The 21764-nt window shown below is 49.8% G+C and carries 17 protein-coding genes; 14 read left to right on the top strand and 3 right to left on the bottom strand.

What is annotated here, in order from left to right:
• Positions 1–327 precede the first annotated feature (327 nt).
• On the bottom strand, positions 328–1110 hold the full coding sequence (gene elyC, locus L4C36_RS03505) for an envelope biogenesis factor ElyC (protein ID WP_428476398.1): 783 nt from the start codon (positions 1108–1110) through the stop codon (positions 328–330).
• Between the two features lie 120 nt (positions 1111–1230).
• On the opposite strand from elyC, the gene cmoM reads away from it, so the two are divergent.
• The 13 genes from cmoM to L4C36_RS03440 all read left to right on the top strand — a co-directional run bounded on the left by cmoM (position 1231) and on the right by L4C36_RS03440 (position 18009).
• Complete coding sequence (gene cmoM, locus L4C36_RS03500; RefSeq protein ID WP_428476397.1) at positions 1231–2052, top strand: tRNA uridine 5-oxyacetic acid(34) methyltransferase CmoM; 822 nt, start codon at positions 1231–1233, stop codon at positions 2050–2052.
• On the top strand, positions 2049–3371 hold the full coding sequence (mukF, locus tag L4C36_RS03495; RefSeq protein WP_428476396.1) for a chromosome partition protein MukF: 1323 nt from the start codon (positions 2049–2051) through the stop codon (positions 3369–3371). The genes cmoM and mukF overlap by 4 nt, the downstream gene beginning before the upstream one ends.
• Positions 3352–4101: a chromosome partition protein MukE gene (gene mukE / locus L4C36_RS03490; RefSeq protein ID WP_428476395.1), complete on the top strand. Its 750-nt coding sequence runs from the start codon at positions 3352–3354 to the stop codon at positions 4099–4101. The genes mukF and mukE overlap by 20 nt, the downstream gene beginning before the upstream one ends.
• Complete coding sequence (gene mukB, locus L4C36_RS03485; protein ID WP_428476394.1) at positions 4101–8564, top strand: chromosome partition protein MukB; 4464 nt, start codon at positions 4101–4103, stop codon at positions 8562–8564. The genes mukE and mukB overlap by 1 nt, the downstream gene beginning before the upstream one ends.
• Positions 8565–8760: 196 nt before the next feature.
• The gene (locus tag L4C36_RS03480) at positions 8761–8886 is read left to right on the top strand and encodes a hypothetical protein (RefSeq protein ID WP_428476393.1); all 126 of its coding nucleotides are present in this window, start codon (positions 8761–8763) and stop codon (positions 8884–8886) included.
• Positions 8883–9878: a hypothetical protein gene (locus tag L4C36_RS03475; RefSeq protein WP_428476392.1), complete on the top strand. Its 996-nt coding sequence runs from the start codon at positions 8883–8885 to the stop codon at positions 9876–9878. Before L4C36_RS03480 ends, L4C36_RS03475 begins: the two co-directional genes overlap by 4 nt.
• A 450-nt stretch (positions 9879–10328) precedes the next feature.
• On the top strand, positions 10329–11120 hold the full coding sequence (locus tag L4C36_RS03470) for a tetratricopeptide repeat protein (protein WP_428476391.1): 792 nt from the start codon (positions 10329–10331) through the stop codon (positions 11118–11120).
• Positions 11121–11337: 217 nt separating this feature from the next.
• A complete protein-coding gene (locus tag L4C36_RS03465) occupies positions 11338–11511 on the top strand; it encodes a periplasmic nitrate reductase, NapE protein (RefSeq protein WP_428476390.1) in 174 nt (57 codons plus the stop codon).
• Between the two features lie 53 nt (positions 11512–11564).
• Positions 11565–12749 carry a pentaheme c-type cytochrome TorC gene (gene torC / locus L4C36_RS03460; protein ID WP_428476389.1) on the top strand — a complete coding sequence of 395 codons (1185 nt, stop codon included), beginning with the start codon at positions 11565–11567 and terminating at the stop codon, positions 12747–12749.
• A gap of 23 nt (positions 12750–12772) precedes the next feature.
• Positions 12773–15259 (top strand): trimethylamine-N-oxide reductase TorA, encoded by a 2487-nt coding sequence (gene torA / locus L4C36_RS03455; protein WP_428476388.1) that lies wholly within the window; start codon positions 12773–12775, stop codon positions 15257–15259.
• A 394-nt stretch (positions 15260–15653) separates the two neighbouring features.
• On the top strand, positions 15654–16355 hold the full coding sequence (locus L4C36_RS03450; RefSeq protein WP_428476387.1) for a PEP-CTERM sorting domain-containing protein: 702 nt from the start codon (positions 15654–15656) through the stop codon (positions 16353–16355).
• Positions 16356–16483: 128 nt separating this feature from the next.
• Positions 16484–16912 (top strand): globin domain-containing protein, encoded by a 429-nt coding sequence (locus L4C36_RS03445; protein ID WP_428476386.1) that lies wholly within the window; start codon positions 16484–16486, stop codon positions 16910–16912.
• 254 nt (positions 16913–17166) lie between these two features.
• Complete coding sequence (locus L4C36_RS03440) at positions 17167–18009, top strand: TSUP family transporter (RefSeq protein ID WP_428476385.1); 843 nt, start codon at positions 17167–17169, stop codon at positions 18007–18009.
• Between the two features lie 132 nt (positions 18010–18141).
• On the opposite strand, the gene L4C36_RS03435 is transcribed toward L4C36_RS03440, so the two are convergent.
• Both L4C36_RS03435 and cuyB read right to left on the bottom strand, forming a co-directional pair.
• On the bottom strand, positions 18142–19446 hold the full coding sequence (locus tag L4C36_RS03435; RefSeq protein ID WP_428476384.1) for an anaerobic C4-dicarboxylate transporter: 1305 nt from the start codon (positions 19444–19446) through the stop codon (positions 18142–18144).
• A 459-nt stretch (positions 19447–19905) separates the two neighbouring features.
• Positions 19906–20616, bottom strand: coding sequence for a cysteate racemase (gene cuyB, locus L4C36_RS03430; protein WP_428476383.1), 711 nt, complete (start codon positions 20614–20616; stop codon positions 19906–19908).
• 200 nt (positions 20617–20816) lie between these two features.
• Between cuyB and L4C36_RS03425 the strand changes: the two genes are divergently transcribed.
• Entirely contained in the window at positions 20817–21728 is a 912-nt protein-coding gene (locus L4C36_RS03425) for a LysR substrate-binding domain-containing protein (protein ID WP_428476382.1), read from the top strand.
• Positions 21729–21764: the final 36 nt, after the last annotated feature.

Raw genomic sequence — 21764 nt, 5'->3', positions numbered from 1 at the left:
CACTAATTGCGCTCAATAGTATGACGCGGGTTCCAAAACAGGAATGGTTTTTTATTACTTTTAATATATGAAAAAGGCACAAAATAAAGCCTTTTGGAATAAGGGTGGATTATTGTTCAGTTTTGGTCTTTGTTCTGCGCTGATTGGTCAAATGTTGAGCGGTGCTTGTTTGGTGAGGTCATGCGGTGTGTGCGAGACGGCATGGAGAGGCTGCAAGGTGAGAAAGCAAGACAAGAGAGACGAGCAGGCAGAAAGAAATAAGCCGTTAATCCAGAGGCGGGATTAACGGCTTGTTGATACGTATTGATTGTGTTGTTCGGCGTAGGTTTACGCTTGTTCAGCCACTTTTTCATTTAAGTGATGGCGAATAGTGCGCCACCAACGTCCCATCGTTTCATGCCAGTAGCGCTCGGTTTGTTCCAGATAACTCGCTTGAGGCTGGTAACGATCCCAAGGTTGATTGATCTTGTTACTGGCCAAGAAGTTCGTCGGTGCCGCCGTAGGGTTTAAGCCCACATCGTGAAATTCCGCCATCGCCCGGGTCATATGACTTGCCGAGGTCACGAGAACCAGTTTGCTGTCCCCCACCACGGATTTGGCCTGAAACGCCTCTTCCCACGTGTCTTTGGCGGTTTCAAGCAACAGAATGTCATTTTTGTTCACGCCCAAGGCCAGCGCTACTTTCGCCATCATACGCGCTTGGCTAGTGGCAGAGCCGCCGCCGTATCCTGACAGGATCAGTTTTGACCCCGGGAACAAACGGTGAATACGAATGCCTTCGTTCAATCGCATGAGCGAGGTGCGTGATAATTGCGATGTCATTGGCATCGCGCTGTCAATCACATGGCCACTGCCCAGTACCATCACGTATTCCACCGCTTTGCCCGCAGGCACATACGGTGGATACGCTTTTTCCAGTGGTCGCAACAAACTGGTTGCGATCGGTTGGAAAGACATCAGGAAAATGCCAAGAAAGGCAAAGCTGATAAAGGCCGAAGCCAGCCCTTTTCGGCGGGTAAACCAGAGTAGGAGTAAACCAATAACCCCGAGAATCAGCATCGCGGGCAAAGGCATTAAAAAAGCAGAGACAATTTTTTTGAGTTCAAACATGCAATGTCGTCCGAAAAATCAGCAGTTGAGCTTGAAAAAGCACCACAAGCCTTTATTCCTCTATCGCTTGTGAGAAAATAAGCCATATTTTTAGAACCACTATCATAACGTAAAGCCGACGTGATCAAAGACCGAAATTTTGACGATTTAGCGCAAAAATTTGCAAGAAATATTTACGGGACCGGCAAAGGCCAAATTAGGCAAACGGTGGTCTGGCAAGATTTGGCGCAAATTTTAGCCCTATTAGAAAACAATGAGCCGCTGCAAGTCTTAGATGCAGGCGGAGGGGTAGGCCAGCTCTCACAAAAAATTGCTGAACGCGGGCATCACGTCACGTTATGTGATCTCTCCAGTGAAATGCTCAAACTGGCCGAGCAGGACATTGCAAAGAACGGGTTGCTGGATCAGTATCGACTGGTTCACAGCGCGGTGCAGGACATTGATCAACACCTGGCTGCCCCGGTGGATTTGATTTTGTTCCATGCCGTGATGGAGTGGCTGGCGGATCCGAGAGAAGCCTTAGATTGCCTGTTACAGCAAGTGAAGCCAGGCGGCGCCATTTCCGTGATGTTCTACAACTATAACGGGTTACTGTTTAAAAACTTAATCTGTGGCAATTTAACCCACATTGAAGAAGGGATGCCGCACCGTAAGCGTTTTAAATTGCAACCACAGAAAGGCATTAAGCCGGATGAGGTGTATAGTTGGCTCACCGAAGCGGGATTCACCATTTTGGGGAAAACCGGCGTGAGAACCTTCCATGACTACATGCAAACCGTCAGGGTGGGTGACTACAGTTTTGAACAGGTTTTGGCGATGGAGCAACAACTCTGCCGTCAGGAGCCTTTTTTGTCTTTAGGGCGATATATCCACGTATATGCGCAACGGCCACTCAATGGCACTGAAGACGACGCGCATACAAGCAATAAGGACAACGGATGAGTGACGTAACCCAGACCGTTCCTGAGTTGGTCAATTGGGTTAAGCAGCATGAATTTGAGCTTAACCTGCCAACTGAACGGCTGGCGTTCCTGTTGGCGATCGCGGTATTAAGCAGCGATCGTTTCGATGAAGAATTAGGGGAAGGTGAACTGGTTGATGCATTTCGTATTGTCAGCGACATGTTTGGCCAGTCAAAAGAAACCGTGGCCTTCCGTGCCAACAACGCCATAAATGAGTTGGTTCGCCAACGCTTGATTTCCCGCTTTACCAGTGAAGTGACAGACGGTGCGAGTATTTACCGTTTAAGCCCGCTGGCGCTGGGGATCACAGACTACTATGCCCGCCATCGTGAGTATTCCACACTGAAATTGTCTATTCAGTTGGCGATGGTGGCAGATGAAATTAATAAAGCCGCGACCGCTGCCCAAGAAGGCGGTGACGAGAAACACTGGCGACAGAACGTGCATGCGGTGTTGAAGTATTCCGTTGCGGAGATCTTTGACCGTATCGACTTGAACCAGCGCACCATGGATGAACAGCAGCAGCAGGTGAAAAAAGACATTGCTGAATTGCTGAATCAAGACTGGCGTGCGGCGATTTCGAGCTGTGAAGTGCTGCTGAATGAAACCTCCAGCACCTTGCGCGAGTTACAAGACACGTTGCAAGCGGCCGGTGACCAATTACAGACCCAGTTGCTGATTATTCAAGAAGAAGTGCAGGGCGAGCCTGAACTGGACTTTGTTGATGCCATGATTTTCAACTTGCAAGCCAAGTTGGATCGCATCATCAACTGGGGTCAGCAAGCGATTGATTTGTGGATTGGCTATGACCGCCACGTACACAAATTCATTCGTACCGCGATCGACATGGATAAAAACCGGGCCTTTAGCCAGCGTTTACGCCAGTCGGTACAGGACTATTTTGATGCCCCTTGGGTGTTGACCTATGCCGATGCCGACCGCCTGTTGGACATGCGTGATGAAGCCCTCGTGCTGCGTGACGATGAAGTGACCGGTATGGTACCTGAAGCGGTGGAATTTGAAGAGCTAGAGCTGGTGACCGATCAGCTAGCCGATCAAGTGGCGGTGATGCTGCAAGCGCACAAAGAAACCGGTGCGGCAATTAACCTGAGTGTGCTGCTCAAAGACTATTTGGCTCAGCATTCCCATGCCCAGCATTTTGATTTGGCGCGCCTGGTGATTGATCAGGCGGTAAGACTGGGTTACGCCGAGTCTGATTTCAACGCCATCCAGCCTGACTGGGAAGCAATTAATGACTATGGAGCCAAGGTACAAGCGAATGTCATTGACAAATATTGAAGAATTTATGCCTGAGAAGTTGGCCAAGGCGATTGCCAACCCACTTTTCCCGGCACTGGATAATGCCCTTCGTTCTGGTCGTCATGTTTCCAGCGAAGATTTAGATAACCATGCCCTGCTGATTGAATTTGAGCAGGAATTGGCGATGTTCTATAAGCGTTATAACGCGGAATTGGTGCGTGCACCAGAAGGCTTTTTCTACCTGCGTCCGCGTTCAACCTCGTTGATCAGCCGTTCGGTATTGGCCGAACTTGACATGCTGGTGGGTAAGGTACTGTGTTTTCTTTACCTGAGCCCAGAGCGTTTGGCGCATGAAGGCATCTTCACTAACCAAGAGATGTTTGAAGAGCTGATGACGCTGGCCGATGAGAAGAAACTGATGAAGCTGGTCACTAACCGCGCATCAGGGTCGGATCTGGACCGTGAAAAGCTGTATGACAAAGTCAAAACCTCACTGCGCCGTTTGCGCCGTTTGGGCATGATTATTCCGATTGGCGAAAGCGGTAAATTCCGTATCAGCGAATCAGTATTCCGTTTTGGTGCCGATGTGCGCGCCGGGGACGATATGCGTGAAGCGCAGATCCGCTTGATCCGTGATGGTGAAGCGGTGGTGGTGCATCAACAAGCCCCGAGTCAGTCGAGCCTGCTGGATGAGCATGACGACAACGACGACGCAGAACACGATGTCGATCATGACCAAGACCACGCCGATCAGGAGGGCAATGCCTAATGGAACGCGGTAAGTATCAATCATTGACCATGGTCAACTGGAACGGCTTCTTTGCCCGTACTTTTGACATCGATAACTTGGTCACCACCTTGTCAGGGGGTAACGGTGCCGGTAAGTCGACCACCATGGCGGCCTTCATTACCTCATTGATCCCCGATCAAAGCTTGTTGCACTTCCGTAACACCACGGAAGCGGGCAGCTCGAATGCTTCGCGTGACAAAGGTTTGCACGGTAAGTTGAAGCCAGGTGCCTGTTATTCGGCATTGGACGTGGTGAACTCACGTAACCAGCGCATTATCTTTGCGGTACGCCTACAGCAAGTGGCGGGCCGAGATAAGAAAGTCGACATCAAGCCATTCATTATTCAGGGCCTGCCGTCGCACGTGAAACCGACCGATGTGTTGGTGGAAACGCTGTCGGACAATCAGGCGCGTGTGCGTCAGATCAACGAAGTGAAAGACGTGGTGACCGCTGAGCACGAAGGTGTGATTTTCAAAACCTTCAACTCCGTGACCGATTACCACGCGCAGATGTTTGAATTTGGCGTCTTGCCGAAGAAACTGCGTAACAGCACGGATCGTTCAAAGTTCTACCGTTTGATTGAAGCCTCGTTGTACGGCGGTATCTCCAGTGCCATTACTCGCTCGCTGCGCGACTACTTGTTGCCACACAACAGCGGCGTGAAGAAAGCCTTCCAGGATATGGAAGCGGCGTTGCGTGAAAACCGCATGACGCTGGAAGCGATCAAACTGACGCAAAGTGACCGTGATCTGTTTAAACACCTGATCACCGAAGCGACCAATTACGTGGCAGCGGACTACATGCGCCATGCCAACGAACGTCGTAATAAGCTGGAGCAAACGCTGAGCTTGCGCGGTGAGCTGATGGGTTCACGTAAAACGTTGGACGATCAGCAAACGGCAATGATCAACATGACTGCAGAGCTGGATGAACTGACAGACCGCGAAAGCGCGTTAGAGCAAGATCATCAAGCCGCGTCGGATCACCTGCAGTTGGTACAAACAGCAGTGCGTCAGCAAGAGAAGATCGAACGTTACCGTGAAGATCTGGAAGAATTGACCGAGCGCTTGGAAGAGCAGGTCATGGTGGTGGAAGAAGCGGCTGAACAGCTGGCCATGGCCGAAGAACAAGCGTTGTTGACCGAAGAAGAAGTCGACAGCCTGAAAACCCAGCTTGCAGATTATCAACAAGCGTTGGACATGCAGCAAACCCGTGCGCTGCAATACCAGCAGGCGGTACAGGCGCTGGAAAAAGCCCGTGACTTGTCTGGCGATCATCAGTTGTTGGCGGATAAAGCCGTGCCTTATCTGGCACAACTGAAGCAAGAGCAAGACACGCAAACCACCGCGTTGTTGGCATTGAAGCACAAGCTGGACATGTCATCTGCCGCGGCGCAACAGTTTGAGAAAGGCTTGCAGCTGGTGACGACCATTGCCGGTGTGGTGGCACGTGGCGAAGCGGGTGCAAAAGCCCGTGAACTGATCAGCCATGCCCGTCAATTGACCACGGTGACTGAGCGCAGCGAGCAGCTTAAAGCGCAATACCGCGACCTTGAGCGTGCGGTACGTAATCAGCGTCAAGCAACAGAATTGGCAGAAACGTACGCCAAGCGTTTTGCGGTGACTGTGGATAGCGAGTTAGCGTTAGCTGAAGAACAAGCTCGTCACGAAGCGACATTGGAAGCGTTAGAGCAAGACCAAGCGATTTTGGTTGAGCAACGAAATGAATACCGTCGCCAAGAGCAGCAGTGCAATGCGCAGATCAGCACATTGGAAGCGGCGGCGCCAGCGTGGATTGCCGCGTCTGATGCGTTAGAAAAACTGGCTGAGCAGTCGGAGTCTGAACTGTATGACAGTCAGGCGGTCATGGACGCGATGCAGCACACGCTCGACAAAGAGCGCGAGGTGTCAGCAAAACGTGATCAGTTAGCGACCCGTAAAACCGAGTTGGAGCAGGCGATTGAGCGTCTGGCACAGCCAGGTGGTAGCGATGATTCACGTTTGCGTGGATTAGCCGATACCTTGGGCGGTAGCCTGCTGTCAGAGATTTACGACGATATTACCTTGGCGGATGCGCCGTATTTCAGTGCGATGTACGGTCCTTCTCGTCACGCGATTGTCGTGCCTGATCTGAAAGGCATTAAAGACAAGCTGGTGGCGTTGGACGATTGTCCTGATGATCTTTACATCATCGAAGGCGATGTGGATGCGTTTGACGACAGCGGTTTCGATGTCGATGAGATGGACGGCGCGGTGTGTGTACACCTGAACGACCGTCAGTTGCGTTACTCGCGTTTCCCGAAAGTGCCACTGTTTGGCCGTGCGGCACGTGAACAGCGTCTTGAGCAACTGCGTGCAGAACGTGAGCAGTTAATTGAAGATCACGCCAAAGCCGCGTTTGATTCACAAAAACTGCAGCGTTTGTACCAGAGCTTCAACAGTTTTGTGGCGACACACATGGCCGTGGCGTTCAATGACGATCCGGAAGCGGCGTTGAAAACGGTACGTGAGCAACGTAATCACGTTGTACGTCAGCTTGCAGAATCCGAAGCCACTGAACAACAGCAACGCAGCCAATTAATCGGTGCGCGTGACGGGTTAACCTTACTCGGCAAGATCAACCCGCTGGTGAACTTGCTGGAAGACGACACACTACAAGCACGTTTTGACGAAATCGAGCAGCAATTGTCCCAACTGGATGACGCTGCGAACTACCTTGACCGTCACGGTAAGGCGATTGCGGAACTGGAAACACTGGTAACAGCGTTGGATGCAGACCCAGAGCAATTCGATGCGCTGCAAGCGAGCTACGTGCAAGCGGATCAGACCCTACAAGCGTTGAAGACCAAAATCTTCGCCGTGGCAGATTTGGTCGAGCGTCGTCATCACTTCAGCTACGCCGATTCTATCGACATGCTGAACAAGAGCTCTGAGCTGAACGAGCAGTTGAAAAATAAACTGGCGTCGGCTGAGCGTGAGCGTACCCGTTGTCGCGATGCCTTGAAGCAGAACCGTGCACAAGCGAACCAGTACAACCAGTTGATGGCGTCATTGAAAAGTTCACACCAAGCGAAACTGGAAACCGTTCAGGAATTTGAACGCGAACTGCAAGAGTTGGGTGTGCGTGCGGATGTGGAAGCCGAAGAGCGTGCGCGTCTGCGCCGTGATGAGCTTAATGAACGTCTGCACAGTTCACGTACCCGTCGTAGCCAGCTAGAAAAAACCATCACATCGGTTGAGCTGGAAATGAAGGGCTTGATCAAGCGTCTGCGTAAAGTGGGTAAAGAGTATCAAGACATCCGTAAACTGGTTGTGAACGCGAAAGCGGGCTGGTGTGCGGTATTGCGTTTGGCACGTGAAAGTGATGTTGAGCGTCGCCTGCACCGTCGTGAAATGGCGTACATGACCGCCGATGAACTGCGTTCGTTGTCAGATAAATCCTTGGGTGCGTTGCGCTTGGCGGTGGCAGACAACGAAAACTTGCGTGATGCGCTGCGTGCGTCAGAAGACGTGTCACGTCCAGAACGCAAAGTCTTGTTCTACATTGCCGTTTATCAGCACCTGCGTGAGCGTATCCGTCACGACATCATTCGTACCGACGATCCGGTTGAAGCGATTGAAGAGATGGAAGTGGAGCTGGCGCGTCTGAGTGAAGAGCTGACCGCCCGTGAGCAACGCTTGGCAATCAGTTCTGATTCGGTCGCGAACATTATTCGCAAGACCATTCAGCGTGAGCAGAACCGTATTCGCTTGTTGAACCAAGGCCTGCAAAACATCGGTTTTGGTCAGGTGAAAGGCGTGCGTCTGAACGTGAAAGTACGCGAAACGCATGAATCCCTGTTGCACGGCTTGGCAGAGCAGCAAGATCAGCATCAGGATCTGTTCGGTAACCAGCGTTTGTCGTTCTCTGAAGCCATGGCGAAACTGTTCCAACGTTTGAATCCGCACATTGATGTGGGTCAGCGTTCACCACAAACCTTGGGTGAAGAACTGCTGGACTACCGTAACTACCTTGAGCTGAGCATTGAGGTGAACCGTGGTACAGACGGTTGGCTACAAGCCGAATCCGGCGCGCTGTCTACGGGTGAAGCGATCGGTACCGGTCAGGCTATTTTGCTGATGGTGGTACAGAGCTGGGAAGAAGAATCACGCCGTCTGCGTGGTAAAGACATTATCCCATGTCGTCTGTTGTTCCTCGATGAGGCCGCGCGTCTGGATGGTAAGTCGATCGCGACCCTGTTTGAGCTGTGTGAGCGTCTGGATATGCAGTTATTGATTGCCGCGCCAGAAAACATCAGCCCAGAGAAGGGAACAACGTACAAACTGGTGCGTAAGATCTTTAAAGATCGCGAACACGTACACGTTGTGGGTCTGCGTGGTTTTGGGCAAGAGCAGAAACCGCAGTTAAACATACCGGCGATGCTGGAAGTGGATCCGGTATAGCGGATCGCCCGCAAGAGCTGAACATCAAAAGCCGATCATCATGATCGGCTTTTTTGTGCGTGTAATTTCGTCTTGATCGTAAGATCTTTTTCTCATTACTTAATTAGTACTCGGATAAATTTTTTGCCCTGTTATTCCTGCCTAATATTTGAACTGTCAGATTCGGCCATCTGCCAACATGAAGGGAAATGAGGTTATGTCATCAGGAGTGACCCTCACTTTCATTCATCGCGGTACACAAGAACATAACCAAACACTCGGCGGCCAGCAGATTGGTTTGGTACAGGCCAGTTTATTTATTGTCGTAGGGGTGATGACATGAAAAAAATAGTATTACCAGTGCTCGCCACGCTGATCATGGCGGGGTGTAGTGACTCAGATGATGTTGCAGCGTTGACGAACGAGGCCACGCCAAACCAAGACAGTGGCACCGTGCCTGTGTCGGTGGATGTGGCCATACCACCGGAAGAAGTGCCAAACGGGGCGGATGAGCTGCAAGCCTGTGTGGCGATTGATGCGGTCTCGATTACCGATTTGGCTGGCACCATTGTGGAGTGGACCACCAAGAGCATGGCGGATCCTTATGCGGTTAACTCGACCCAATGTATTCCTGCGGATTCCGAGATCCCTGTCGATAACGATGGGTATCCGAAATTCATCGTGATTGATTTATACGATATCGCTGGGGTGGATTTGGTCAACTTGATCACTGAGCAGTTGGTGCCCGTTGGGGAGTACACCACCATGGCGATGTCAGTCTTGCAAGGGAGCTACGGGGACTTCTTGAATACACCGTATTCATACGTGGGTAACCCGATAGATAATCTCAAAATGGACATCGTGGACGATCTGAAATTTGAAGGACTGAACATCAACATTGATGCGCCTACCACGTTTACCATGTCGTTTGATCTGCGCAGCATGATCCAATTGGTGGAGCAAGCCTATCAACTGAAAAGTGAAGGGTTTCGTGTGGTGGATAACCTGACGGTTGGTAAGCTATTTGGGGACATTGATGTGAGCGCGTGTGTGACCTCTGCCAAAGATGCTTATGTGTATTTGTATGAGTCAGACACGGAAGAGTACGGTGATTTAGGCTCTGATTATGCGCCACTGCAAACCGCCAAAGTAGGGGAAGACAATACGTACTCGATGGATTATGTCCCAGAAGGCAAATACGACATTGTCTTGGTGTGTGATGCCTTGTTGGATCTCCCCAATGAAATTGACTTAGATATCGATCTCGATGGCACCGCCTCGAAGTACCAAGATCAAGATATCGAAGCGGGTGAAGATCACTACAGGAATTTGTAAACCGAGCGGGGGAGAGAAGATCGCGTATCTGCACCCTCGACATTATCAGCAAGCGGCCAAGCCTGACATCCGGCTTGGCCGCTGTTTTATGTCCGTCTTGATGTGCTAATCGATGACGGTGTCGAGAAACAACGTTAGCGTGCCATGCATATCGCCAACGGGCTTACTCGTCATGTTGTTAATCGTGTTGTCGACAGGGTTATCATCAGGTTTGTCAGTAATAGTTCAGGCGATCCTGTTATGCTTGTCTGCTAACGTGAGATCTATCTCTCACTTTTCTTCATTTTGCCTTATTTTTTTATTCCTCTTAAGCAACTGACTCGCAAGCCAATCCGCTTATCTTCGCCCAAATTCGTTGAAAAAATGCATTTTGCAATGGTTGTTTTTTAACCACGCTTTCTTTACATTGCCAACCCATACCGTGACCGTGCAATGATAGAGAACCCCGATATGCCAACAACAATGACCCTAAAAAAAGTGCTATGTGGTGCCATGTTTGGCGTGATGGCGTGCAGCGCAACGTTTGCCAATGCCTCGGTCACGACGTCACCGGAACACCATTTATTATCGACCTTGAACTACGTGGAGTTAGAAGCGGAGCAAGGGGATAAGAACATGCAGTTGTTTTTGGGGCGTGCCTATCTGGAAGGGTCAAATGGCCTGAAAGCCGATCCGCTAAAAGGCATGTACTGGTTGGAAAAAGCCGCCGTTGATATGCCTGAAGTCAAAACCATGATTGGCGATCTCTTTAAAGCGGGGCAAGTGTTGCCACGTGATAATACCCAAGCGCTGCATTGGTACACCGAAGCGGCCAATGACGGTGAAGTGGGCGCGATGGTGGAGCTGGGGATGTATTATGCCTCGGGTGCGAGCAATAATGGGTCCGTGGATTGTGCCAATGCCATTAAGTGGTTCAATGAAGCGTCTAACAGTGGGTCATTAGAATCCAAGCGTAACTTGGTGTGGTTATACGCGACCTGTAATGATGCACAAATACGTGATGGTCACCGTGCACTGAAGCTCGCCAAGCAAGTATTAAGCCGCAGTGGCACTGGTGATGCGGGTGATTACGATAACCTTGCGGCAGCGTATGCGGCGTTGGGTGACTTTAATCAAGCCATGAATGCACAACAAACCGCGATTAAAAAGTTGGATGATCAAAACGCTGAGCGTTACGCCAATTTTGTTCAGCGTCTGAAGTTGTACCAACAGCGTCAGACGCTGTATAGCGCGGCGTTGTAAAATAGCACCACATTGTTTGAAGAAGGATGCCTGAGTGCATCCTTTTTTTGTGCCTGACGGTGTGACGATTATCGCCTTATTGACCTTCCTTTTCTGCTTGAACGGACAATTCTCAATCCACTTTCCATCCTTAACTATACTTAGCTCAGTAGCCCATTGGTGACGGGTCTTGGCCTGTATGAATGGGGGGCATAAGAAGAAAAAAAGGATGTCAGCAATGAATACGCCAGCACAAGTCAGTGACAAAGAAAGAGCCAAGTACGAATGGCGCTCTTTTCTCTTCATCACCATATTTCTATTTCCAATCCTTTCGATTGCCATTGTAAGCGGCTACGGCTTCTTTATCTGGGCGATGCAGATCTTTTTCTGGGGACCGCCGGGTCATGGCTAAACGACGCTGATCGCGCTGAGCCACAATGACCAACAAGGAAACAGGGTACGACTATGATGAAGTTTTTAAAAAAACTGTGGGCGACCTTTTGGCGTCCCGCAGTGCATATCAGTTTAGGGGTCTTAACCCTTGGCGGATTCATCGCTGGGGTGATTTTCTGGGGAGGATTTAACACCGCGCTGGAAATGACCAACACCGAAAAATTTTGTATCGGTTGTCATGAAATGCGTGACAACGTATATGAAGAACTCCAACAAACCGTGCATTGGTCCAACCATTCAGGGGTAAGGGCAACCTGTCCGGATTGTCATGTTCCGCATAATTGGACGGATAAAATTGCCCGTAAAATGCAGGCCAGTAAAGAGGTATTTGGGACCATTTTTGGCACCATTGATACCCGTGAAAAGTTTTTGGAAAAACGGGCGGAATTAGCGAATCACGAATGGGCACGTTTCTCTGCCAATGGGTCGTTGGAATGTAAAAGCTGCCATAACTACGACAGCATGAAGTGGGATGAAATGTCCACGTTAGCACAATCGCAGATGAAACAAGCGGCTGAGCGTGATCAAAGCTGTATTGATTGCCATAAAGGGATCGCGCATGCCTTGCCGGGTGATATGGGGCAAGCGGGCGGCATGGTGCAAGAGTTAGTGCAAAAATCGCACAGCACCTCTTACAGTGAAGGTGACAACTATTACAGTGTGCGTTTCTTACCGATGTATCAAGACGAGGCGATGACCATTGATGGTGGCCAACTTAACCCTGCATCAGAAGTAAAAGTTGTAGAAGTAAAAGATGACGTCGTGCAAGTGGAGTTGTCTGGTTGGCGTAAAACCAAAGGCTTTGGTCGCGTGATCAATGAAGACTTTGGGTTGAACATTCCAACTGCTGCGTTGAGCAAAGAGGCCGCGCAAAGTGACACGCTGGTGGAAAAATTTGAAGAGAAAGAAGATGAACTGACTGGCTTAGGCTGGCAGCGTGTGACGGTGAAATTGTGGATGCCTAAAGAGTCGTTACTGAGCAATATTGACGATATCTGGGCTGAGACTAAGCCTGCTTACACCACCAACTGTAGTGTGTGTCATACCCAACCTGCACCCAACCACTTTGATGCCAATACATGGCCGGGGATGTTCAACGGTATGCTGGCGTTCGTGAATCTGGATCATGATAGCGAAGCCTTGGTATTGAAATATTTGCAGAAACACTCATCGACTTTTTCTAAAGAAAGCCATTAATAAGAAGCGAAGTGAGGTAAGTGATGTCTCTGAGTCGACGTAAATTTTTAAAAGGGCTAGCCACCACCAGTGCGGTTTCTGTGATTGGCCCCAGTTTATTAGGATCGGTGGCGAGAGCCGCTGAAGAAGTGACTTCGCCGTATTCGGCGGAGGGGGTATGGAAAGTCACGGGATCCCATTGGGGGGCTTTCCGCGCCAAAATCTACAACGGACAAGTGGCTGAGATTGAGCCACTGCCGAGGGATAAATACCCGACAGAAATGCTAAAAGGCATCAAAGGGATCATCTACAGCCCATCGCGGGTACGTTACCCCATGGTGCGCCTCGACTGGTTGAAGAAGCACAAGTACAGCGGTGATACCCGAGGGAATAATCGCTTTATTCGCGTGACATGGGATGAAGCGTTGGATCTGTTTTACAACGAACTAGAACGCGTCCAGAAAGACTATGGGCCGTGGGCATTGAATGCGGGCATGACGGGCTGGCGACAAACCGGCCAGTTCCAAAGTTGTACCAGCCACATGCAACGTGCGGTTGGGATGCACGGTAATTTCACCACCAAAGTGGGGGATTACTCGACGGGGGCAGGGCAGACCATTTTGCCTTATGTACTGGGGTCGACCGAAGTGTACGCACAAGGGACCTCTTGGCCGTTGATCTTAGAGCACACGGATACTGTGATTTGGTGGGCCAATGATCCACTGAAAAACACCCAAGTGGGGTGGCAGGCGGAAACCCATGACTCCTACATGTATTACGAGCAACTAAAAGACAAGGTGGCCAAAGGAGAGATCAAAGTGATCTGTGTGGATCCGGTCAAATCGAAAACCCAGAATTACCTGCAGTGTGATCACCAATACGTCAATCCACAAACCGATGTGCCGTTTATGTTGGGCATCGCCCATACCTTGTATACCGAAGATTTGTACGACAAGAAATTCATTGATACCTATGCACTCGGGTTTGAAGAATTCATGCCGTATGTGTTAGGCAAGGCGAAAGACAAAGTCGAAAAAACGCCGGAATGGGCAGAGAAAATCTGTGGCGTCAAAGCCGATGATATTCGCGCGTTTGCTCGTTTATTAGCCAAAGGCCGTACCCAGCTGATTTTTGGCTGGGCGGTGCAGCGTCAACAGCACGGCGAGCAACCGTATTGGATGGGTGCAGTGATCGCGACCATGTTAGGGCAAATAGGCTTGCCTGGGGGCGGGATATCTTATTCTCACCACTACAGCGGCGTGGGGATCCCACCGACAGGGGCGGCAGGCCCGGGGGGCTTCCCGCGTAACTTGGATGAGGGCATGACGCCGATCTGGGATAACAATGATTACAAGGGGTACAGTAAAACCATGCCAGTGGCGCGTTGGATTGATGCCATCCTTGAGCCGGGCAAAGAAATTAACTACAACGGTAATAAGGTGATCCTGCCTGATACGAAAATGCTGGTAGTCAGCGGTTGTAACCCGTGGCATCACCAGCAAGATCGCAATCGCATGAAAGTCGCCTTCCAGAAGTTACAAACGGTGGTGACCATTGATTTTGCGTGGACAGCGACCTGCCGCTTCTCGGATATCGTTTTGCCGGCGTGTACCCAATATGAGCGGGATGACATCGACTTATATGGCGCGTATTCCGGTACCGGTATATTGGCTATGCATAAGCTGGTGGATCCGATGTACCAGTCTCGGACAGATTTCGCCATCTTCACCGATTTTTGTCGTCGTTTTAATCGCAGTAAAGAGTACACCCGTGGCATGGATGAACGACAGTGGATCCAATCCCTGTATGACGGTTGTAAAGAAGCCAACAAAGCCAATTTCAAAATGCCGGACTTTGATGCCTTTTGGGCAGATGAAAAAGGGTGGTTTGATTTTGGTGCGGGTAAGAATTACGTCAGCCACGCCAAATTCCGTGAAGATCCTGAAATTAACCCCTTGGGGACGCCTTCTGGGTTCATTGAAATCTATAGCCGCAAAATCGCTAGCTATAAGTATGCACACTGCCAAGGCCATCCGATGTGGTTTGAGAAAGCAGAGCGTTCGCATGGCGGACCGGGTTCGGAAAAATTCCCACTGTGGTTACAGTCTTGTCACCCGAACAAGCGTTTGCATTCCCAAATGTGTGAGTCTGATGCGTTCCGGGCGACCTACACGGTGCAAGACCGTGAGCCGGTATACATGAATCCAGACGATGCGAAAGCCCGTGGCATTAAAGACGGTGACTTGGTGCGGGTATTTAACGATCGTGGTCAACTCTTAGCGGGGGCGGTCGTGTCTGACAATTACCCAACCGGCGTTGTGCGTATTTATGAAGGGGCGTGGTATGGTCCATTAAGCGTGAAAGTCGGTGCGCTCGACACGTATGGTGACCCGAATACCCTGACGATGGATATTGGTACTTCGGAACTGGCGCAAGCGACCAGTGCCAATACGGTCGTCGTAAATGTCGAGAAATACACGGGAGAAGTGCCGCCAGTCACATCGTTTGGTGGGCCGATTTACGTGTCGTAAATAATAAAGAATACCGCATTGTGGTTCGCAAAGTGAAATGAAAAATAGCCCTGTTTATCAGGGCTATTTTATGCCTGAAGAACAAGACCGTACACGGTGTCAGGATTTTTAACAGTGAAATTGATGTCTTTTATTATTTGAATGCGAGGTAAGCGAGTAAATGGATTAAACCGATTTAAAAGGTGTTAAATAATGAGACTGTGTCTCAAGATAGCGACAAAAATACGTGGTTATGAGTGTCACCATCATTCACTGTCAGCTTCTATTACACATGATGACTTGATGTGATGAATACAGATGTAATACATTGAAAAATAAAGAGGGAAAGGGTGGCATGGTTAATGCTAATAAGATCATGCCAAACACAAAAAAGATAAATTGAAGGAGCAAAATAATGAGAGTAGTTTCCCCTCTATCATTATTGGCATTGTGCGGAAGCATGGTGGCAACCAGTGTAAGTGCAGGTGAAATCATCATCACCAATTGGCAAGATACGAGTGCGCCAACGGCTGGTTACACTTACAGCATTAATGACAACACCGCAGGGCGTTTTACATTTAATATTTCAGTACCTCAGACGGATGCAGATATCTTAGCTGTTGCGTTTAATACCGACGGGGCAACAGAATACACATCGGCCAATTTGGATGTCATGAATTTTAGTGCGATTGCTCGTAGTGGCGGTCCCGCAGTAGCACCAACTAATACGTTTTTTAATACCAGTAATTGTGGAGCTGGCTGTAATTTTAATGGTTCTGTTGACCCTGCACCATTTGATGTAATTTTGCGGGTTGGTAATCAGGGTTCTCCGCTTACTGACTGGTATTATGATGTGTCATTTGATATTGCTGATTTAGGTTTATCACTGAATGATTTTATTGCGGTGGGTATTCGTGGACAATCAGTACTCGGTAGCGGCAGTGATAAAGCTTTTCAAGAAATCCCAGAATGTCCTAACACTCGCGCTGGCGTGACACGTGATTGTCCGCCAAGCGGCCCACCGCAGGTGCCAGAGCCTGCATCATTTGGCCTGTTTTTAATGGGGATGGCTGGTGTCGGTTGGGGTATACGTCGTCAACGGAAACAGTCTGTGTAATTCGGTATATGTGATGAAAGATGACCCTCCTTGTGAGGGTTTTCTTTTTTGTGACAGTGACTGTGTGAGTAGCACACTACAGTTAAGAGACGGTATATGGCGACAGTGATGAGAGTGGGCACCGATTTATGCAGTCTGATTCATTTGATATTTCTTCCGTTATTCATCGTGATATCCCGGCTTTTGCACCGAGTGAGCAACTGATGCAAGAAATTGGCGGGCATCAAGGGATAGAACGGTTAGCCGAAGGTTTTTATCACGCAATGGACACCTTGCCGGAAGCGCAAAAGATTCGCTTGCTATACGATGAAGACTTAACGGACGCGAAAGCCAAATTGGCGATGTTTCTGCAAGCTTGGATGGCCGGGCAGATACCGCCATCGACGCATCCTCACCCTGAAGATTGGGCACACTTAACCTTTGGCATGGCTGAAAAGCAGGCGTGGCTGGCGTGCATGCAAAAAGCCTTGGATGTGCAAGGTCTGGATAATTTACTCGTTCGCTATTTGATGGTGCAGTTCTCCCTGCTCGCCGAGGCATGCCGTAATCAACCGTAATCAACCGTAACCACCTGTCATCAAAACACGCATGAAAAGCCCGCATAAAAACTTCACGTATCATTACGCTGCGTCACCCATATTGACTGTTTATTCCGCGATTGAGCGTGTAAATGCTTTTTCAAGCATCTTTGTTATTTTCATTTTATGTTCTATCCGTATCCTAAGCGCTTTTTGTCGCCGACACTAACGTGACTCTGCTATGCCTTTTACCAATAGGAGCAGAGGTCGTTGTTGCTCTTGTGGATATGGGTATGGAATTGTCTTGGGAAATTATTGGGTCGCTGTTTCTCGTTGCGAGCGTGGCTGGGTTTATTGACGCGATTGCGGGCGGTGGCGGTATGCTTACTGTGCCAGCACTATTGGCTGCGGGGATCCCACCGGCGCAAACGTTAGCCACCAACAAACTGCAAAGCACGTTTGGAAGCTTTTCTGCCGCGCTGTATTTTGTCCGCAATGGGCTCGTTCAGTTGAAGACAATGCGTATTGCCATTGCTTGTACGTTTAGTGGCTCTCTGATGGGTGCGGGACTGGTACAGGTGATGGACGCGGGCGTACTGACCAACCTGATCCCTGTGCTGTTGTTCGCTATTGCCTTGTATTTCTTGTTCGTACCGTCAACCACCACAGGTAGCGGAGAGCCCAAATTGTCGGAGTGGGGTTTCGCGTTAACTGTCGGCATGGGGGTGGGGTTCTACGATGGCTTTTTTGGCCCGGGGACCGGTTCGTTGTTTACCGTTTGTTTTGTACTGATTGCACAGTTGGGTATTGTAGAAGCTACCGCACGCACCAAGGTATTGAACTTTACGTCTAATTTAGCCGCTTTGTTACTGTTCATTATGGCGGGATTGCCTATTTGGGAAGTTGGACTGGCCATGGCTGTCGGGGGCTTCCTTGGTGCTCGCATGGGGGCAAAAGTGGTGGTGACCCGTGGGCGTCAATTCATTCGGCCTATGGTGGTGTTGGTGTCCATGACCATGGCCGTCAAGCTGATGCTAGATCAAAACCCACAGTGGTTGGATAAGCATTTTTGGGTGAATAACAGTGCGCTGTGGTGGGCCGATCTCGTAAGCTATGTGCAATCGGCATGGGTGTGAAAAAAGTGTAGGTCGAGCGTTACAAGAGAAAACGATTAGGCACCCGCTTATTCAAGCGAGTGCCTATTAGTTATACTAATTATTTATGCTGCGTTGAGCTTGCTTTGTTGCACTTGATTTATAGTACAAGGTTTACAGCACGAGATTGGCAATGACAAAGCCAAACGGCACGGCGGCCACAATACCTATCATGCCCGGCAAGAAGAACGGATGGTTAACAATGTAAGAGCCATTCCATTTCTTATCGAGGAAAGAGCCCGTGTCATCAGTGGCAATGGCAAACGCCGTGGTTGGGTAGATGTTGGTCATGTACAGTGCACTCACTGCCACAAAACTGGCCAAAATCGTGACCGGATCAACGTTCAACGAGGCGGCAATCGGCACCAATAGGGCACTGGTTGCGCCTTGGCTGAATAGCAGCGCTGACGTACCAAAGAAGACCACCGCCAGCAGTGCAGGGTACTCGCTCAGCAGATTGCCGGCCAATTCTTTGATCTCTGGAATGTGAACACCAATGATGGTGGAGCTGAGCCACACGATACCCAAAATCACCACCAAACTTTCTGCGCCATCGGCAAAAATCGGCGCTTTCTTAATTGACGTCAGTTCGACCTTACACACCATGGCCGTAATGAAGCCCGTTAATAGCATCACAATCACGATGATGTCGCGCGAACCTAAGTCGTGACCAATCATTGGCTTAAACAGCAACAGTGCCACGATGAAAATCACCCCTGCGAGGAACAGCCAGACAGAACGTTTAGCAGCCAGTGTGGGCTCTTGGTGTTTCTGCGCTTCTGGCGTGAAGTTGACCAGACCCTTTTTCACACGCTCCTGAAAAATAGGATCATCTTTCAAATCACAGCCTTGGCGGCTGGCGATAAACGATGCGACCACAGTACCAAACACTGCAGCAGGCATTATCACACTCAGCGCGGCGCCGAAGGTCACGCCCATCTGCTCAACCACCACATACATGGCCGCTGTCGCGGCTGAAATGGGAGAGGCTGTAATCGCGATTTGCGAGGCGACCACAGCCGAGCTCAGCGGTTGGCTTGGGCGTACGCCATTTTCTTTTGCGACCTGCTGGATCACGTTCAGAACGGACATCGCAGTGTAGCCGGTACCGGCCAGTGTTGTCAGGATGAAGGTGGTCGCGGGGGCCAGAATGTTAATGTGCTTAGGGTGGTTACGCAGCATTTTTTCTGCCATGTTCACCATGTAACTCATGCCGCCCGCTTGCTGCATGACGGACAGCGCCAAGATCACGGACATGATGATCAAAATCACCGAGACAGGAATATCGCCCGGTGGCAGACCAAGCACAAACACGGCAATGGCCATACCCAAGCCGCCCGCAAGGCCGACGCCAATACCGCCGAGTCTTGCCGCGAGAATGATGGCCCCAAGTAATAAACACGTTTCCAGTAAAATCATGGTTTTTCTCCTTGCCATTTTCCCTTCAGGGAGCCGGCTTTTTATCGTTCAAATACAAAGTCGTGAAATAGGGTCGAAGCATTGCCGCATCATGTTTGAGTGACGGAATAGGGGAGCAGCAACAGCGTTATGTTCGTGGCTATTACTGTATGGGAAGACGAGAACAGATAGATTGCGTGGGCTCTGCAATTGAATAACAGAGGATAAAATGATGAAAACTATTAGTTTTGCTTATATTGTCAGAACTGTGAATAACGCATTCGGCGTCGCACACGACAAGTCAATGCCGTGAGCGAAAAGAAAAGGGGCGTGAGAAAAGGGACAGGCAAAAAAAAGAGCGACATGTCCCGCTGAGGCTGGTTGGCCGGCCTCATGAGACAATATCGCCCCCTTACAAAGGACTGAAAGGAAAGACAGGAAAGGTTTGTGTAATGCGTCAGTTAAGCGCTTACATTGTTGTTATGCGACCAGCTCAACGGCATCTTCCGTGGCCCATTGAATGCACTGATCGGCAAGAATATCGAGAGAATCAAGACACAAATGCGGCTGATGGTAGGCTTGTTCAGCCAGTGCCACAGGGATCTCGGTACAGCCTAAAATCACGGCTTCAGCCCCTTGTGTTAATAAGGATTCAAACACCGGTAGCATCGCTTGTTGACCGGCCTCTACTTTTCCGCCTTTAACCGCGTAAATGCCTTCCATTACAGCAACTTGCTGACTATCAGATGGTTCAACGACCTCAATCTGGTATTGCGCTAATTTAGACTTATACATTTGTGTTTGCATGGTCGCGGTCGTTGCCATGATCCCGACTTTCTTGTAACCACGAACTACGGCTTCCTGCACCACGCTGTCGAGAATACTGATAGTGTGCACTTTGCACTGCTGGCTAAGACGCGGGTACCAATAATGGGCCGTATTGCACGGCATGACAATACATCCCGCGCCCGCATTCTCTAGCTCTTCCATGCCTTGTTTAAGTGCGGGGAACGGGTCTTCACCGCCGCTGATCAGAAACGCTGTGCGGTCTGGGATTTGTGGGTTATTGCTTACCAACATAGGGATATGCTGTTGATCATTATGCGCCGGCGTACGGGCAATAATTTTCTGCATAAACTCTACGGTTGCCAAAGGTCCCATACCACCAAGAATGCCGAGTTTCTTTCTCATCTTATTGTTCCTAAAAGTATTTTCCATTAACGCCACTATAGAGTGCAGCAAGGATGTTGAGAAATGCCGTTGTTGGGGTGGTGATGCCGAATCTGTATGGGCAAAGTATGAAAGTGTGATCGTGCGAGCTTGAAATCTGTCTGAGATGATTAATGCGAGGTATATACTCGCTTTTTCTTTTTCCTGTGTCTTTGTAATGTATGAATGTAGAAAGTAAATGGCTGGAGGATTTTCTGGCGTTGGCAGAAGTGCGCAATTTTTCCTTAGCGGCCGAGATGCGCAATGTGACGCAGCCTGCGTTTAGTCGACGGATTAAAGCGTTAGAACACATGGTTGGCGCAGAGCTGATTGATCGCAGTAAAACTCCCGTCGCGTTAACCCCCAGTGGCCGTCTTTTCCGTATTACTGCCCGTACCCTTATGAACCAGATGATCGACGGTATCGGGCAGTTGTCTGATCTCTCCAAATTGGGGGGCAACATTGTGCGCGTGGCGGCGGCACACTCTTTGGCCAGTAGCCTTGTGCCTTCTATTCAGCCCGCGCTATTGGCCGGTAAGCACCAGCCCTTGTTGAGTGTGGAAGCGATCGATGTGGATGATGCGATTGAAGAACTGCAAGAAGGCGGGTGTGATGTGCTGTTGGCCTTTGATGATGATTTATTGCGTTTGCCGCCGTATCAATCTTTGCTCATTGGCCAAGCGGAATTGCTACCCGTGTGTGTCTGTGATGCAGAAGGCAGCCCTAAATTTCAGCTTAAGGGTGACGATACCGTGCCATGGCTGGCTTATAGCCCAAGCTCTTACATGGGACGCCAAGTGGAAGCGGTGCGCGATCAGGTTAACCTGCAAGCCGTGTTTTTATCGTCTATGACGGACTTGTTGAAAAAGCTGGTGTTACAAGGAGTGGGGGTGGCGTGGTTGCCGGATTACTCGGTAGAAGCTGAACTGAAAAGTGGTCAGGTGGCCATTATTGGTGACTCGCACCTGCGGCTGCCGATTGCGTATTATGCGTACCGCTATCAAGCCCGTTTACATCCAGCGGGTGAGCAGGTGTGGCAGGCGTTACAGCAGTTAGCGAGTGATGAAATGAAGAAGCAACCACCCACGCGGTGATTGCTTCATTGTTAAGTGCCTAGTGGCGATTTTCAA

The sequence above is a fragment of the Photobacterium japonica genome, assembly GCF_050337005.1.
Taxonomy (GTDB): domain Bacteria; phylum Pseudomonadota; class Gammaproteobacteria; order Enterobacterales; family Vibrionaceae; genus Photobacterium; species Photobacterium japonica.
This window is presented reverse-complemented; position numbering and strand designations above follow the sequence as displayed.

Bases quoted from the DNA above. Each gene is read 5' to 3' on its own strand.
- elyC (WP_428476398.1), bottom strand. From the start codon at position 1,110: ATGTTTGAACTCAAAAAAATTGTCTCTGCTTTTTTAATGCCTTTGCCC.
- mukF (WP_428476396.1), top strand. From the start codon at position 2,049: ATGAGTGACGTAACCCAGACCGTTCCTGAGTTGGTCAATTGGGTTAAG.
- mukE (WP_428476395.1), top strand. From the start codon at position 3,352: ATGTCATTGACAAATATTGAAGAATTTATGCCTGAGAAGTTGGCCAAG.
- mukB (WP_428476394.1), top strand. From the start codon at position 4,101: ATGGAACGCGGTAAGTATCAATCATTGACCATGGTCAACTGGAACGGC.
- L4C36_RS03480 (WP_428476393.1), top strand. From the start codon at position 8,761: ATGTCATCAGGAGTGACCCTCACTTTCATTCATCGCGGTACACAAGAA.
- L4C36_RS03475 (WP_428476392.1), top strand. From the start codon at position 8,883: ATGAAAAAAATAGTATTACCAGTGCTCGCCACGCTGATCATGGCGGGG.
- L4C36_RS03470 (WP_428476391.1), top strand. From the start codon at position 10,329: ATGCCAACAACAATGACCCTAAAAAAAGTGCTATGTGGTGCCATGTTT.
- L4C36_RS03465 (WP_428476390.1), top strand. From the start codon at position 11,338: ATGAATACGCCAGCACAAGTCAGTGACAAAGAAAGAGCCAAGTACGAA.
- torC (WP_428476389.1), top strand. From the start codon at position 11,565: ATGATGAAGTTTTTAAAAAAACTGTGGGCGACCTTTTGGCGTCCCGCA.
- torA (WP_428476388.1), top strand. From the start codon at position 12,773: ATGTCTCTGAGTCGACGTAAATTTTTAAAAGGGCTAGCCACCACCAGT.
- L4C36_RS03450 (WP_428476387.1), top strand. From the start codon at position 15,654: ATGAGAGTAGTTTCCCCTCTATCATTATTGGCATTGTGCGGAAGCATG.
- L4C36_RS03445 (WP_428476386.1), top strand. From the start codon at position 16,484: ATGCAGTCTGATTCATTTGATATTTCTTCCGTTATTCATCGTGATATC.
- L4C36_RS03440 (WP_428476385.1), top strand. From the start codon at position 17,167: ATGGAATTGTCTTGGGAAATTATTGGGTCGCTGTTTCTCGTTGCGAGC.
- L4C36_RS03435 (WP_428476384.1), bottom strand. From the start codon at position 19,446: ATGATTTTACTGGAAACGTGTTTATTACTTGGGGCCATCATTCTCGCG.
- cuyB (WP_428476383.1), bottom strand. From the start codon at position 20,616: ATGAGAAAGAAACTCGGCATTCTTGGTGGTATGGGACCTTTGGCAACC.
- L4C36_RS03425 (WP_428476382.1), top strand. From the start codon at position 20,817: ATGAATGTAGAAAGTAAATGGCTGGAGGATTTTCTGGCGTTGGCAGAA.